Annotated in this window: 15 protein-coding genes and 1 tRNA gene; 4 read left to right on the forward strand and 12 right to left on the reverse strand. The window is 67.1% G+C overall.

Annotated features, from left to right (window positions below):
- Nucleotides 1–24: 24 nt before the first annotated feature.
- Genes ACRARE_RS08150 through ACRARE_RS08180 form a run of 7 tightly spaced genes read right to left on the reverse strand, consistent with a single transcriptional unit; the run spans nucleotide 25 to nucleotide 6,003 of the window.
- Nucleotides 25–1,119: an ABC transporter ATP-binding protein gene (locus ACRARE_RS08150; protein ID WP_432655933.1), complete on the reverse strand. Its 1,095-nt coding sequence runs from the start codon at nucleotides 1,117–1,119 to the stop codon at nucleotides 25–27.
- Nucleotides 1,107–1,820, reverse strand: a complete 714-nt coding sequence (locus ACRARE_RS08155) for an HAD-IA family hydrolase (RefSeq protein WP_432655934.1) — start codon at nucleotides 1,818–1,820, stop codon at nucleotides 1,107–1,109. Before ACRARE_RS08155 ends, ACRARE_RS08150 begins: the two co-directional genes overlap by 13 nt.
- The gene (locus tag ACRARE_RS08160) at nucleotides 1,817–1,990 is read right to left on the reverse strand and encodes a hypothetical protein (protein ID WP_432655935.1); all 174 of its coding nucleotides are present in this window, start codon (nucleotides 1,988–1,990) and stop codon (nucleotides 1,817–1,819) included. Before ACRARE_RS08160 ends, ACRARE_RS08155 begins: the two co-directional genes overlap by 4 nt.
- Nucleotides 1,991–2,004: 14 nt before the next feature.
- Complete coding sequence (locus ACRARE_RS08165; protein ID WP_432655936.1) at nucleotides 2,005–2,748, reverse strand: glycerophosphodiester phosphodiesterase family protein; 744 nt, start codon at nucleotides 2,746–2,748, stop codon at nucleotides 2,005–2,007.
- A gap of 32 nt (nucleotides 2,749–2,780) precedes the next feature.
- A complete protein-coding gene (locus tag ACRARE_RS08170) occupies nucleotides 2,781–3,704 on the reverse strand; it encodes an ABC transporter permease subunit (RefSeq protein ID WP_432655937.1) in 924 nt (307 codons plus the stop codon).
- A gap of 3 nt (nucleotides 3,705–3,707) precedes the next feature.
- Nucleotides 3,708–4,697 carry an ABC transporter permease subunit gene (locus ACRARE_RS08175; RefSeq protein WP_432655938.1) on the reverse strand — a complete coding sequence of 330 codons (990 nt, stop codon included), beginning with the start codon at nucleotides 4,695–4,697 and terminating at the stop codon, nucleotides 3,708–3,710.
- On the reverse strand, nucleotides 4,684–6,003 hold the full coding sequence (locus ACRARE_RS08180) for an extracellular solute-binding protein (RefSeq protein ID WP_432655939.1): 1,320 nt from the start codon (nucleotides 6,001–6,003) through the stop codon (nucleotides 4,684–4,686). Before ACRARE_RS08180 ends, ACRARE_RS08175 begins: the two co-directional genes overlap by 14 nt.
- Nucleotides 6,004–6,240: 237 nt before the next feature.
- Between ACRARE_RS08180 and ACRARE_RS08185 the strand changes: the two genes are divergently transcribed.
- Entirely contained in the window at nucleotides 6,241–7,224 is a 984-nt protein-coding gene (locus ACRARE_RS08185; RefSeq protein ID WP_432655940.1) for a sugar-binding transcriptional regulator, read from the forward strand.
- An 87-nt stretch (nucleotides 7,225–7,311) separates the two neighbouring features.
- Complete coding sequence (locus ACRARE_RS08190) at nucleotides 7,312–8,001, forward strand: GntR family transcriptional regulator (protein WP_432655941.1); 690 nt, start codon at nucleotides 7,312–7,314, stop codon at nucleotides 7,999–8,001.
- On the opposite strand, the gene ACRARE_RS08195 is transcribed toward ACRARE_RS08190, so the two are convergent.
- The 4 genes from ACRARE_RS08195 to ACRARE_RS08210 all read right to left on the reverse strand — a co-directional run bounded on the left by ACRARE_RS08195 (nucleotide 7,986) and on the right by ACRARE_RS08210 (nucleotide 11,436).
- Nucleotides 7,986–8,726, reverse strand: coding sequence for a sulfite exporter TauE/SafE family protein (locus ACRARE_RS08195; protein ID WP_432655942.1), 741 nt, complete (start codon nucleotides 8,724–8,726; stop codon nucleotides 7,986–7,988). The two genes, ACRARE_RS08190 and ACRARE_RS08195, sit on opposite strands and share 16 nt — an antisense overlap.
- A 61-nt stretch (nucleotides 8,727–8,787) precedes the next feature.
- Complete coding sequence (locus tag ACRARE_RS08200) at nucleotides 8,788–9,633, reverse strand: ABC transporter permease (protein ID WP_432655943.1); 846 nt, start codon at nucleotides 9,631–9,633, stop codon at nucleotides 8,788–8,790.
- A complete protein-coding gene (locus ACRARE_RS08205) occupies nucleotides 9,626–10,438 on the reverse strand; it encodes an ABC transporter ATP-binding protein (RefSeq protein WP_432655944.1) in 813 nt (270 codons plus the stop codon). The genes ACRARE_RS08200 and ACRARE_RS08205 overlap by 8 nt, the downstream gene beginning before the upstream one ends.
- The gene (locus ACRARE_RS08210; RefSeq protein WP_432655945.1) at nucleotides 10,435–11,436 is read right to left on the reverse strand and encodes an ABC transporter substrate-binding protein; all 1,002 of its coding nucleotides are present in this window, start codon (nucleotides 11,434–11,436) and stop codon (nucleotides 10,435–10,437) included. Before ACRARE_RS08210 ends, ACRARE_RS08205 begins: the two co-directional genes overlap by 4 nt.
- A 160-nt stretch (nucleotides 11,437–11,596) precedes the next feature.
- On the opposite strand from ACRARE_RS08210, the gene ACRARE_RS08215 reads away from it, so the two are divergent.
- Entirely contained in the window at nucleotides 11,597–12,283 is a 687-nt protein-coding gene (locus tag ACRARE_RS08215; RefSeq protein WP_432655946.1) for a cysteine hydrolase family protein, read from the forward strand.
- A 170-nt stretch (nucleotides 12,284–12,453) separates the two neighbouring features.
- Here ACRARE_RS08215 and ACRARE_RS08220 read toward each other — a convergent pair.
- Nucleotides 12,454–12,537: transfer RNA gene (locus ACRARE_RS08220), tRNA-Leu, on the reverse strand.
- A 143-nt stretch (nucleotides 12,538–12,680) separates the two neighbouring features.
- On the opposite strand from ACRARE_RS08220, the gene speB reads away from it, so the two are divergent.
- Nucleotides 12,681–13,643, forward strand: coding sequence for an agmatinase (gene speB, locus ACRARE_RS08225; protein ID WP_432655947.1), 963 nt, complete (start codon nucleotides 12,681–12,683; stop codon nucleotides 13,641–13,643).
- Nucleotides 13,644–14,252 lie beyond the last annotated feature (609 nt).

Here is a 14,252-nt window from a genome sequence, read left to right on the forward strand (position 1 = left end):
CCAGGTGCGGCTTGGTCCGTTGGATCAGGCGGTCTCGGTCTGTCGCTGAACCGACCCCGGCGCTTTGACAGCCGGATCTGCGATGCGTTGACCGCTTGCCGCGTCGAAGAAGTGCAGCTCGGCGGGGTCGACCTGAAGCGACATGCGTTCTGCCAGGGGCTGTTCCAGGTCGATCTGGGCGATCATCGCCTGGGCGCCGACATGGCCCTGCACGATGCGCGAGCCACCCAGTTCCTCGACATAGTTCAGCCGGAAGGCGCCATCGGGGGCCGGGGCCAGGCGCAGAGCTTCGGGGCGTATCCCGGCGGTGACCATCCCGTCGGGCAGGGCGACGGCCCGGGCCAGCGTCAGCTCTTCCAACCGCAGAACCCCGCCCGACAGATCGCCGGGGAAGAGGTTCATCGCGGGCGCCCCGAGGAAACCCGCGACGAAGGTCGAGGCCGGTTTGCGGTAGAGATCCAGCGGGCGGCCCACCTGTTCGATCCGGCCCGCATTCAGCACCACCAGCCGGTCGGCCAGGGTCATCGCCTCAAGCTGGTCATGGGTCACATAGACCGAGGTCGTGCCGAGGCGCTTGTGCAGCTGCTTGATCTCGCCGCGCATGTGCAGGCGCAGTTTCGCATCCAGGTTCGACAGCGGCTCGTCAAAGAGGAAGGCGGCGGGGTCGCGCACGATGGCGCGGCCCATGGCGACCCGCTGACGCTGGCCGCCCGACAGGGCACGCGGCCTGCGGTCCAGGTAGTCCTCGATTTGCAGGATGGCGGCGGTTTCGGCGATCTTGCGGTCGATCTCGGCCTTCGGCACCCGGCGGTTCTTCAGCCCGTAGGACAGGTTCTGGCGCACCGTCATATGGGGGTAAAGGGCGTAGTTCTGGAACACCATGGCGATGTCGCGCTCGGCCGGTTCCATCTGGTTGACCACCCGGTCGCCGATGCGGATCTCGCCCGCCGAGATGGTTTCCAGCCCGGCGATCATCCGCAGCAAGGTGGACTTGCCGCACCCCGAGGGGCCGACCAGCACGACGAACTCGCCGTCCTCGATGGTCAGGTCGATGCCGTGCAGGGCGGTGACTTCGCCGGGGTAGGTCTTCACCGCCTGGGTGATGTCTATTCTGGACATGTCTGGGGTCCTTCCTCAAGGGGCGCGTCGGGCGCCTGGGCACAGAGCAAGAGCGGCGCCAGGGCGGCGCAGCCATGGGCGATGTCATGGGCGCCCGCCGCGCGCAGCAGGCGGGCACGGTCGGGGCGCGGATCGCCGGGGGCGACAAAGCCAATGGCGCGGACCCCGGCGGCGCGGGCGGCACGGATGCCCGTGGCGCTGTCGTCGATCATCACCGCGCGGGCGGCGGCGCTTTGCATACGGGCCAGGCAATGGTCCACCAGGTCGGGCGCGGGCTTGGGTCGGGGCATCTCGGCGCCGGAATAGACATGCGGCGCGAAGCGGTCCCACAAGGGCGTCCGCCCGAGGCTGCGTTCCAGCCGCAGCCGGGTCGAGTTGGAGGCCACGCAAAGCCGCTGCGGCAGCTGGTCCAGCAGCGCCTCGATCCCCGCCATGCAGCGCAGCTCTTGCGCGAAGGCGGTGAAAAGGCGCGCCTGCCAGGCGTCGAAAAGCGGGTCCAGTTCCACTAGGCCATGCGCCCGCAGCATGTCGCGGATCTGGCTTTCGCTTTTGCCCGTGAAGGCGATCAGCACTTCGGTGGCGGTAAAGGGCTGGCCCGCCTCGGTCAGGATTTCGGCCAGAGTACGCGAGGCCAGCGGCTCGCTGTCGATCAGCACGCCGTCGCAATCGAAGATCACCAGGTCATAGGGAGAGGTCGTCAAAGTCTGTTCACTCCGGGGGCGCGGGGCAGCACCGCGAAAGGGCGGTGGATGCGGGCGGTGGCGTCGGGGGCCTTGCGGTCGAAAGGGGCGGCGTGCAGCGCGCCCGGCGCGGGCCACAGCGCCGCCGTCGCGCCGGCCGGGATCAGCCGGCGCCGGGTCAGGGTCTGCATGAAGGCGTCCTTGCTCAGGCCGGGGCGGGCGTTTCGGCGGCCAGGCGGCAGGCCAGGGCAGGATCGTCCGAGGTGATGAACCCGGGCGCCCGCGCCAGCCAGTGGTGCAGCTCACCCTCGGTGTTGCACACCCAGGCGCAAAGGCGTTCGGGCGCGATGCGCCGGCTGACCTCGGTCCAGTGGGTGTCCAGAAGGTCCTTGTGGATCGCGATATAGTCGGCCAGCGGCTCGGTGGCGGCCAGGCTGGCCTCGAAGCCCCGCGCCCGGGTCGAGCCTTCGGACATGGAACAGAGGCGGCGCACGTCGGGGGCCAGGTCACGGCAGGTTTCCAGCACCCCCAGGTCGAAAGAGGTCAGCACAGCGCGGTCGCGCAGGCCCAGCCGGTCGATCTCGGCCAGGGCCAGGGCGGGCAGGCCCGGGTAGGGCTGGTTCAGCTCGTCGTTCTTCAACTCGATATGCAGGGCGAGGGGGCTGTCCGCATAGACCTCCAGCACCTCGGATAGCAGCGGCACGGTATCCGCGCTGTCCTTCAGCCGCGTCACCTTGCGCCGTTCGGGCGAGAGCGAGCGGGTCAGGCCGGTGGCCTCGACCGTGCGGTCGAGACGGGCGTCGTGGATGACCAGCACCTCGCCCGAGTCGGACAGGTGCAGGTCGAATTCCACCCCCGCCACGGGCAGGTCCAGCAGGTTGCGGAACCCGGTCAGCCCGTTCTCGGGCCAGAGGTTGCGGCCGCCGCGATGGCCGATGATGCCTGTCATGATGTCAGGTCCTTTCTGAAAGGGGGGAGGGGTCATTTGCCGCTGTCCACCAGGCCACGGGCGAACCAGCGTTGCAGGCTCAGGATGACGACGGTGGGGGGCAGCATGATCACGAAGGAAATCGCCATGGCATAGGCGTACCAGTCGGAGGGGTCGTCGGGGCCGGGGATCAGCCCCTTCAGCGCGATCATCACCGTGGTCATCTCGGGCCGGGTGGTGAACAGCAGCGGCCAGAGGTACTGGTTCCAGCCGTAGACGAAAAGGATGATGGCCAGGGCGGCGATATTGGGCACCGACAGCGGCAGGGCCACGTCGCGCAGGAACTTCAGCGGCCCGGCGCCGTCGATGCGCGCCGCCTCGCACAGCTCGTCGGGGATGGTCAGGAAGAACTGCCGGAACAGGAAGACGGCGGTGGCCGAGGCGATCAGCGGCAGGGTCAGCCCAGGGAAGGTATCGACCATCGAGATGTCGAGGCCCGCGCTGATCCGCACCCCCGAGATCCAGGCGATCAGCGCGTCAAGCCCGCTTACGTCCAGCAGCCAGCGCAGCGGCCCCGCCACATCGGCCACGGCCTCGTAGGTGGGCACGATGCGCACTTCGACCGGCAGCATCAGCGACATGAAGATCAGCCAGAAGCAGGTCATGCGAAAGCGGAAGCGGAAATAGGTGATCGCGAAGGCGGCGATGAAGGACAGGGTGATCTTGCCCACCACGATCAGCAGGGTGACGATCAGCGTGTTGCGGAAGGCGGTGCCGAAATTGGCCTTGGTCCAGGCCTCGGTCAGGTTCTCCCAGAACAGCGGCCCGGGCAGCATCGGCTGCGGCACCTGTTGCAGCGCCGCGCCGTCATGCGAGCCAGCCACGAAGGCGAAGTAGAGCGGCGCACAGACCATCAGCGCGCCGAGGATCAGGATGACGTGGCAGACCACCGTCAGGACAGGAGAGCGTTCGATCATGGGTCACACCTGATAATTGACGCGCCGGTCCATGGCGCGGAACTGCAGCACGGTGAAAAGGACCGCCAGCACCATCAGCACGATGCTTTGCGCCGCCGAAGAGCCCAGGTTCATCATCACGAAGCCGTCCTGGTAGACCTTGTAGACCAGGGTTGTGGTCGATCCCGCAGGCCCGCCCCGGGTGACCGAGTCGATGATGCCGAAGGTGTCGAACAACCCGTAGACCAGGTTGATGATGAACAGGTACATCACCACCGGCATGATCAGCGGCAGGGTGATGGTGCGGAACCGGGTCAGCGGTTTCGAGCCGTCGATGGCCGCCGCCTCGCGCAGGCTTTGCGGCACCGCCAGCATGGCGGCGGCCAGGAAGATGTAGTCGTAGCAGATGTGTTTCCACACCGCCGAGATGATGATCAGCACCACCGCGTCCTCGGCCACCAGCGTGGGGTTCCAGGGATAGCCCAGCCACTGGATGAAGGCGCCGGCTGGCCCGACCACCGGGTTGAACAGATAGGCCCAGATCGCGCCTGAGATCACCGGCGCGATGGCATAGGGCAGCAGGATCACGCTGCGATAGGCGGCGCGGATGCGGATCACGTGATCGGTGGCAAAGGCCAGCACCCCCGCGATCAGCAGCGTGGCGATGTTCTGGACGATGGTGAACCAGAAGGTCAGCCAGGCCGAGGCGCGATAGCTTTCCGACGAGAAGAGCTGAACGAAGTTCTTCAGCCCGACCCAGATCTGCCGCCCGCCGAAGGGGTCCACCTGCACGAAGGCCAGCGACAGCGCCTTGAAGGTGGGGATGAAGAAGAAGAACAGCAGGATCAGCAGTTGCGGCGACAGCAGCAGCGCCGCCAGGCCGGTATTGCGGAAATGCGAGCGTTTCAGCCCCTCGTCCCCGGCGGCGAACACGCGCGTGGCGGTACGGGCCAGCCCGGTGAAGGGGGCGCCAGACGGCGCCCCCCCGATCGGTTTTGCCTCAGTTGCCGGCATGGAGCTGCTCGTACTGGCGCAGGATCTCGTTGCCGCGCGCGACCGAGGCGTCCAGCGCCTCTTGCACCGTCTTCTGGTCGGTGAAGGCGGCCTGAAGCTCTTCCTTGATCACCGCCCACCACTGGTTCGAGTTGCCAAAGCGCATCCCCCAGGAATTGTCGGTGGGTTCGCCGCCGCGGGTCAGTTGCAGCAGGGCGATCTCGCGGGTGGGATGCTCTTCGAAGAAGCCCTGTTCGGTCAGCAGGTCATAGGCGGCCTGGGTGACGGGAATGTAGCCGGTGGTGGCCGACCACCAGGCCTGGGTCTCGGGGGCGGCGACGAATTCCAGGAAGGCGGCGGTGGCCTCGTATTCGGCGTCGGACTTGCCATCGAGCACCCACAGGGCGGCGCCGCCCAGGTTCGAGTTGCGCGGCGTGATCCCGGCTTCATGGGGTTGCAGGGTGGCCGACCAGTTGAACTCGGCGGCGCCTTCGACACCCGCGTGGCCGGCGGTCGACGAGGACCAGGTCGAGCAGGTGCCCGAGGTGAACAGCTGGCTGGGCGACATGCCGGTGCCCGACAGCACGATGATGCCGTCGTCGACCCACTTCTTCAGCCGGGCGACCTGATCGACCACGCCGGTGGTGTTGTAGACATATTCGGTGCCGCGCCCGTCTCGGCCGTTCGACAGGGTGCCGAAGGGCATGTCGTTGATCGTCGAATAGCCCTCGACCAGCGACCAGATGTAATCGCTGTTCAGGACCATGGCGCAGTCGGTCACGCCCTTGTCCTTCAGGGTATACAGCTGCTTCTCGAAGTCGTCCCAGGTCTCGGCGGGCTTGTCGAGGCCGGCGGCGGCGAAGTGGTCGGCGTTGTACCACATGATCCCGGTGGACGAGTTGAAGGGCAGGGCGTTCACCTCGTCGTCGATGACGTAGTAGGCGGCGACGGCGGGCAGGAAGTCGGAGGTTTCCATCTGCCGGCCATTGGCCTGCATCAGTTCCTGCACCGGCACGATGGCGCCCGAGTCGACCATGGTCAGGACCGAACGTTCGGTGGCCTGGATGATCGTCGGATGCTGGTCCGCGCGATAGGCGGCGATCATCGCGGCGAAGGTCTCTTCATAGTTGCCCTTGCGGGCGCCGATGACTTCGTAGTCGTCCTGGCTGGCGTTGAAATCCGCGATCATCTGCTGGATCGCTTCCTCGATCCGGCCGCCGTTGGCGTACCACCATTCGATCGTGGTCTTGTCCTGGGCCATGGCAGCAGGCGCGCAGGACAGGCTGAGAGCCGCGAGGAGAGCGGCGGATTTGAGCGGGAAGGACATCAGGGCATTCCTTGTCAGGTTCAAGAGGCAGCGCCTGGTGCCACCGGCAGCGTGGCCGGGATGCGACGGTCAGGCGATGATCTCGACCTAGGTCCGCATTGTTACGCCGTCGTAACAAATGCTGTCTCTCATGGGCAGATGCCCACCCTCTGCCCGCCGGGGGCGCCGGGAGGGTGCGGCAGATGCCCGGGGCGGGTGACGACGCCGGGGCGCAAGCCGTGGAAGGAACAGGAAAAGATGCGCCAACTTGATCATGACGGCTATGCCGACCGGCTGGACGATGCGGCCCGGGCCGCCTGGCTTTACTATTTCGCGGGCTACACCCAGGAACGGATCGCCCGCTACCTGGGCGTCTCGCGACAGACCGCGCAGCGGATGATTTCCCTGGCCCTGCGGGAAAAGCTGGTGCGCATCCGGATGGAGCATCCGATCCTGCGCTGCATGGAGCTGTCCCATGCGATGACGACCACCTTCGGGCTGAAACATTGCGAGGTGGTGCCCTCGGACCCGCAGGCGCCGCAGGGCGTGGCCGGGCTGGCCCAGGCCGCCGCCGTGGCGATGGAACGCGCGCTCAGCAGTACCCGGCCCCTGGTGGTCAGTGTCGGCACCGGCCGGTCGCTGCGGGCCGCGGTCGAGGATCTGGAGCCGATGAACCGCCCCCAGCACCTGATCGTCGCCCGGCTGGGCCACATGATGCCCGACGGGCTGGCGACGCCCTTCAACGTGGTGGTGCGGCTGGCCGACCGGATCAACGCCAGCCACTATCCGATGCCGCTGCCGATCTATGCCCGCAACGCCCGCGAACGGGCCCTTTACGCGATGCTGGACCCGGTGCGCCAGATCCACGAGCTGTCGGCCCGCGCCGATGTCACCTTCATGGGGATCGGCAATATCGGCCTCGACGGGCCGCTGGCGATGGACGGCTTCATGTCGCAGGACGAGGTGGCGGGCTATATCGCTGCCGGGGCGGTCGGCGAGGTCACCGGCTGGATCTTCGACGCCGAGGGGCGGCTGATCGAGGGTCTGGCCAATGATCGCGTGAACTCTGTCCCGCTGCGCCAGGCGACCGACAGCCACCCGATCCACGCGGTGGCCGCCGGGGTCAGCAAGGCAGCGGCGATCCGGGCGGCCATGCGCGGCGGCTTCATCAACTGCCTGGTCACCAACGAGGCAACCGCCGAGGCGGTGCTGGCGCTGGAAGGGGGCGGGCGCCGGGGGTGAGGCGCCGGGCTGGGCGGCCCGGCCCGCCTTTCCTCTGCCGGGGAATGGTGCTACCGTCCATTGTATACGATAAAACCGGGGCAGGGCATGACAGCCAGAAATACCACACCGCAGCTTGGCGCGGCGCATAGGGCGCTGTTCTTCCAGATCTACGAGGCGCTGCGCGACCGCATCCATCAGGGCGACCTGCGCCCCGGGGACCGTCTGGTCGAGGACCGGCTGGCCGCCGATTTCGGCGTCTCGCGCAACCCGGTCCGCGAGGCCATCCGCATGTTGAGCGCCGACGGCCTGGTCGAGCTGAACGCCCGGCGGGGGGTCTATGTGGCGGTGCCGGACCCGGTGAAGATCCAGGAGCTGGTCGAGATCCGCGCGGTGCTGGAGGGGCATAACGCCCGGCTTGCGGCGCGGCGCGGCAATCCGAAACTGTTGGCCGCCGCCAGCCGCATCCTGGAACGCGGACAAAAGGCGCTGGAGAGCGAGAAGACCGGCCAGCTGGGACGCCTGAACGAGGAATTCCACGCGGCGCTGGCCCGGGCCTCGGAGAATGAGAGCCTGGGCGAGATGCTGGGGTCGGTCCGGCTGCGCTCTTCGCTGGGCTTCGCCATGGGGGATCCGGCGGTGCAGGCGCAGTCCTGGCGCGAACACGCGGGCATTCTTCAGGCGATCCTGGACGGGGACGAGGACGGGGCCGAGACCCTGTCGCGCAATCACGTGCTGAACGCGGGCGACAGGGCCAGGGCGCGGGCGGCAGAGGCTGGGGATCAGCCCGTCAGCTGACGTAGCAGCAGCAGCGCCGCACTGGCGGCGGCGATGCTCAGCACCACCAGGCGCATGTGCCGCGCGGGCAGCCGGTGGCGCAGCCGACCGGAGACGGCAAAACCGGCGAAAAGCGGCGCCAGCAGCAGCAGCCCCATGCCGATCTCGGGCAGGCCGAACCGGCCCACCGAGGCCAGGGCCGCGACCGAGATCAGCGAGCCGACCGCCAGGAACCCCCCGATCGAGGCGCGCAGCTGCGCGGGCGGCACCGACTGGTAGACCAGCGCCATGGGCGGCAGGCCGACCGAGGTCAGCGTGCCCATGAACCCCGACAGCGTCCCGGCGATGGCCAGGTTCAGCCGGGTCGGGCGCAGCGGCAGTTTCAGCAGGCTGGCCAGCACCGCCAGCAGGATTACCAGGGCAAAGGTGATCGCCAGCCCGCGCACCGGCAGCAGGCCGATCAGCAGCGCGGCGGGGATCGAGGCGGCCAGCCGTCCGGCCAGGGCATAGCCCAGCCCCGACACGTCCAGCGCGGCACGTTCGCGCAGCACCGACATGACGGCGATGACGCAGGAAATCATCAGCAGCGGCCCGGGCACCAGCGCCGGGTCCAGCAGCGCCAGCAGCGGCGAGGCCACCATGCCCAAGCCCACTCCGCTGAGGCCCTGAAGAAGGGCGCCTGCGAAGACGACAAGCGCGATCCAGTGCCAGTTGTGCACCAGCATCTGCTCGAGGAGCGATCCCATGATCTGTCTTTCTGTCTTGAGAGGGAGGGGGCCGGCCCGCCCGCCCGGGCGGGACCGGCGATCAGCGGTTCAGCAGGGCATCGGCCTTCTGCACCGCCAGGTAGATGGCCACCGAGATCAGGCTGAGGATGACGATCGCGGCCATGACCATGTCCATGCGGAAGATCTGGCTGCCATAGACGATCAGATAGCCCAGCCCGGCCTTCGAGGCCTGGAACTCGCCCACGATCACGCCCACCAGGCTGAGGCCGACATTGGCCTTCAGGGTCGCCATGAAGGTGTGGACATTGCCGGGCAGTACGACTTTGGTCAGGATCTGCCGCTGCCCCGCGCCCAGGGTGCGCGCCAGCTTGATCTTGTTCGGGTCGGTTTGCTGGAAGCCGGTGTAAAGCATCAGGATGGTGATGAAGAGCGACACCGCAATGGCCACCGCATAGATCGACCCGGTGGGCCCCAGCCAGATGTAGAAGATCGGCACCAGGGCGATCTTGGGCAGGGCGTTGCCGACCACCAGGAAGGGGTCCAGCACCTTTTCCAGCATCGGCGACAGCCACAGTAGGATGGCCACCAGCGTGCCCAGCACCATGGCCACGGCAAAGCTGATGACCACCTCCATCATCGTGACACCGATATGCAGGCCCAGGTTGCCCTGGGCGATCAGCTCCATGAAGCCCTGCCAGACCGCCGAGGGGTAGCTGGTCAGCATCGGGTTAACCAGGCCCACGCGCGGCGCGGCCTCCCACAGGCCGAGGAAGGCCAGCAGAAGCAGCACGCGACCGACCTGCACCTGGCGGCGGTTGCGCGATTGCCGGGCCTGCCAATTCAGATAGGCGACGCTGGGGCCTGTGTCCGTGCCCGGGGTGGGGGCGGCAGAGGGGGTTTCGGGGGTGGTCGTGGGCTCAGCCATCGGATTCCATCTCCGTCCAGATCGTGTGGTAATAGTCCCGGAATTCGGCCGCTTCGCGGACCGCCAGGCTGCCCGGCCGGTCGGGGCCGAGGCTCGGGAAGGTGATCTCGTGGATGCTTTTCAGCCGACCCGGGCGGGGGCTGAGGACGACCACGCGATCGGCCAGGGCGATGGCCTCGGGGATGTCATGGGTGACCAGGATGGCGGTCTTGCCCTCGCGGCGGATGATCTCGCCGATCTCTTCGGCGATCGCCAGGCGGGTCTGGAAATCCAGCGCCGAGAAGGGCTCGTCCAACAACAGAATGTCCGGCTCCATGCACATGGTTCGGCCAAGGGCGGCGCGCTGGCGCATTCCGCCCGACAGCTGCCCGGGCCGATGGTGCAGGAACTGGCCCAGCCCGTAGCTGGTCAGGATCCGTTCGGCGCGGCTGCGGGCGGCATCCATGTCCATGCCCCGGATCTCGGGGCCCAACAGGGCATTTTCGAGGATCGTGCGCCATTCGAACAGTGTGTCCTGCTGCAACATGAACCCGACCTGCGGCGAGGGGCCCTCGACCTTGGCGCCGTCGATCAGCACCTGTCCGCCGGTCGGCTTCATCAACCCGCTGAGCAGCGACAGCAGGGTCGACTTGCCGCAGCCGGACTGGCCGACGATCGACACGAATTCGCCCGGGCGGACGGAAAAGCTCATGTCCTTGACCGCGTGGGTCTCGCCCGCCTCCGAGAAGTAGTGCAGGTTGACCTTGTTGAATTCGACCTTGGGCGGCACCGTATCGTGCCGCCCCGACGTGACCTGCGTGTTCATTCGGCCGCCTCGAAGAATTGCGGATCGACGACGCGGTCGTAGGCCACCGCGCTGCCCTCGGCCATCAGGCCGTTGCCGATCAGCAGGTCCTGAAGGGCGGCCACCGCCTCGGGGGTGACGGCGGGGGTCCGCTTCCAGACGCCGGCGTCGCGGTGGCGGGTGACCGAGGCGGCCAGTTCCTCGGCGCTGACCCCGGGGAAATAGGCGGCAAGAGAGGCCGCCACCTCGGCCTCGGGGGCCTCGGCGATCCAGGCCTCGGCCCGGGCAATGGCGCGGGTGAAGCCGCCGACGATCTCGGGGTTCTCGGCGATGTAGCTTTCGCGGGCGATGAAGACCGTATAGTCGATCTCGCCCACGGCCTGGCCGACATTGGTCTGGGCGTGCAGCCCTTCGGCCTCCAGCTTGGTGACATCCGGCTCGAAGAAGGTGCCGTAGTCGGCAACGCCGGACAGGAAGGCACCGACCCGGGCGGGAATGGCGACATTGGTGATGATCTCGACATCCTCGTCGGGGTCGAGGCCCGCGCCTTCAAGCGCCTCGCGCAGGAAGAGGGCAGGGGCAGAGCCCTCGCGCCAGCCAAGGATCGTCTTGCCCTCCAGCGCGGCCCAGTCGAAGGGCTCGGCGGCGGGCTCGCGGCCCACCAGGAAGGACCCGTCGGTGGCCGTCAGCCCGGCGAAGATGCGGATCTTCTCGGGCGACTTGCCGGTTTCGACGTAGACGGTGGTTTCCGGACCGGCCAGCGCGATGTCGACCGAACCGCCCAGCAGGGCCGCCGTCACCTTGTCGCTGCCCTGGCCCGCGATCAAATCGAAGGCGATGCCTTCCTCGGTGAAGAAACCGCGGTCGAGCGCGACATAGAGCGGCGAGTAGAAGAGAGAGTGGATCACCTCCATGAAGGCGATCTTGGTCGGGGCCTCGGCGCGGGCCGGGGCGACGGTGGCGCCGAATGTGGCGGCGGCAAACCCTGCGGCGAGGGTCAGGCGACGGGTGAGTTTCATGAGCATTTCCCTGTTGCGTATCGTTATGACGTCGTTGCCCTGCGTCGATAGTAGGTGGACATACTGTATACAATAGACGAAATTGAAGAACGGGATCCGCACGTTGATCTCTTCCCTCAAACGCCCGAAAATCGGGCAGACACAGCTTCAGGAGACGAAAATGAGCCAGGTTCACCCCTTCGAGATGCCCGTCTGGGCCGAAGAGCGCGTCATTGCCCGCCAGGGGCGCAGGCTGATCTTCGACGGGCGGCCTGCCAGTGCGACGGCGCTGGTGGTGGTGGACATGCAGAACTACTTCCTCGACCCGGCCAGCGGGGCCTCGGTGCCCAATGCCCGGGCGATTGTCCCCAATATCAACTGCTTGGCCGAGGCGCTGCGGGCGGCGGGCGGGCGTGTGGTCTGGATCCGGACCCTGTTCACCGAAGAGGCGCTGGCGGATATCCCGCATTTCCATCACGAGCTTCTGACGCCCGAGCGATTCGAGACCCGCTGCGCCGCGCTGGACCGCGCGGCAGAGGGTTCACAGCTCTGGCCCGAACTGGACGTGCGGGCCGAAGACATGATCGTCGAGAAGACGCGCTACAGCGGCATGATCCAGGGCGCGGGCGACATGGAGGCGCAGCTGCGCGCGGCGGGGATCGACACCTTGCTGGTCACCGGCACGATGACCAATGCCTGCTGCGAGTCGACGGCGCGGGACGCGATGATGCGTAATTTCCGCACTACGATGGTGCATGACGGCTGCGCCTCTCTGCGCGACGACGAACACGCCTTCGCGCTGATCCACTTCGCCCTGTTCTTTGGCGATGTGACCGACACGGCCGAGCTTGTGCAGCGCTACGGCTGACCCACGTCCGGCCCCTGCGGCCGGGCGCACTTTTCGCAGCGATCTGCTTGCGTCAGTTTCCGGGGCCTTAATAGCCGGAGTGCTCTTGGAAAACTGGGCGACAGTTCGTGACCCCGCAGGGGATCTGGGACCGGCCGGGGCGTGGCCCGCCCGGATTTCTGCTAAGTCATTGGTACCCAAGGTCGGACTCGAACCGACACGCCTTGCGGCGGGGGATTTTGAATCCCCTGCGTCTACCATTCCGCCACTTGGGCCCGGAAGCTGTCGCTTCGGGCCTTCCGTTTAGCGATCTGGCGGGGCCGCGTCCAGTGGGAATGCGGGCGGGACTCGACCGGCGGGGCCGGGGGCCGGTAGCGTGGCGCCCAGAACCGGGATCAGACAGCAGAGGGGCGGGCGGATGACGCGACATGGCTATGAGACGGGGCGGCTGAACCTGCCCTTCGTGGGGATCTGCACCTTCGGCAAATATCCCCTGGTCGAGGACTGGAGCGCGATCGACGCCGATGTGGCGGTCATGGGCGCGCCTTTCGATGCGGGCACCCAGTGGCGGGCCGGGGCCCGGATGGGGCCGCGTGGCGTGCGCGAGGCCTCGACCCTGTTCAGCTTCGGCCATGCGGGGGCCTATGATCACGAGGATGACGTGACCTACCTGGATCCGGCCAAGGTCAGCGTGGTGGATATCGGCGATGCCGACATCGTGCATACGGACACGATCCGCAGCCATGAGAACATCGAACATGGGGTGCGCCGCATCCTGGCGGCAGGCGCCCTGCCGGTGGTCATCGGGGGCGACCATTCGATCAATATCCCCTGTATCAACGCCTTCGAGGGGCAAGAGCCCTTTCACGTGGTGCAGATCGACGCCCATCTGGATTTCGTCGATGAACGCCACGGAGTGCGCTATGGCCACGGCAACCCCATGCGCCGCGCGGCCGAGAAACCCTATGTGACCGGGCTGACCCAGATCGGCATCCGCAATGTCTCGTCCACCGCCCGCGACGGCTACGAGGATGCCCGCGCCATGGGGTCGGACATCCTGTCGGTGCGCCAGGCCCGGGCCCTGGGCACCGAGGCGCTGCTGCGCCGGGTGCCCGAGGGCGAGCGCATCTACTTGACCATCGACATTGACGCCTTCGACCCCTCGATCGCCCCGGGCACGGGCACCCCCAGCCATGGTGGATTCCTTTACTACGAGGTGCTGGAGCTGCTGGACGGGCTGGCGCGGCGCAACGAGGTCGTGGGGATCGACCTGGTCGAGGTGGCCCCCGACTACGACCCCACCGGGTCGACCACGACCCTGGCGGCGCAGCTGCTGATGAACCTGATCGGCCGCGTCCTGCATCATCGCGCCGAGGGATGAGCCGCGCCCCGGCCCGGACGAATCGCAACCGGATCGCGATTCCCCCGGCCCGCCTTTTAGGCGCGTAAGCGGCGGAAAACTCGCCCTAAAGCTGCGTATACCCGATGAATTCTGCCTCTCTGCGGGCAGCAGACCCGCAGAAAGATGGTCGCAATAAGGAGGGAATGAGGCCATTGCTCCGGGTTGGAATGTTTCCCCTTGGGAAACGGCCCGCAGAAAGACCACCCGATGTTACTGTCGGGAAAGCGAATTAAATTGCTTATGGGCTTGAGTTTAGCGTGCTGCCTCTGGCTTCCCATAGGTAAACAATCCGGCAAGCTTGCGCCTCAAATGTGGCTAAAATCTGGCGAACCTGCGGGGGTGGGTGCCATGCCTTCGCCACTTTTCCGCCCCTTTTTTCTCTTTGTGGCGCCTTGGGGAAGGGGTATCACCTGTCTTGCCCGACTGGGTGGGCACCTATTCGGGACCTGGGGCGGTCCTTCGAGACAACTTGCATCATGGAGATGCAGATCCGGAGTCTTTCCGGAAACCGGCTTTGGCCGGACCGAGGCCCTATGCCCGGGGATCAACCCCGGCACGCCCCCAGTCGCCTCCATGATTTGGGTAGAG

The organism is Pseudooceanicola aquaeponti, from assembly GCF_050897975.1.
Lineage (GTDB): Bacteria > Pseudomonadota > Alphaproteobacteria > Rhodobacterales > Rhodobacteraceae > Pseudooceanicola.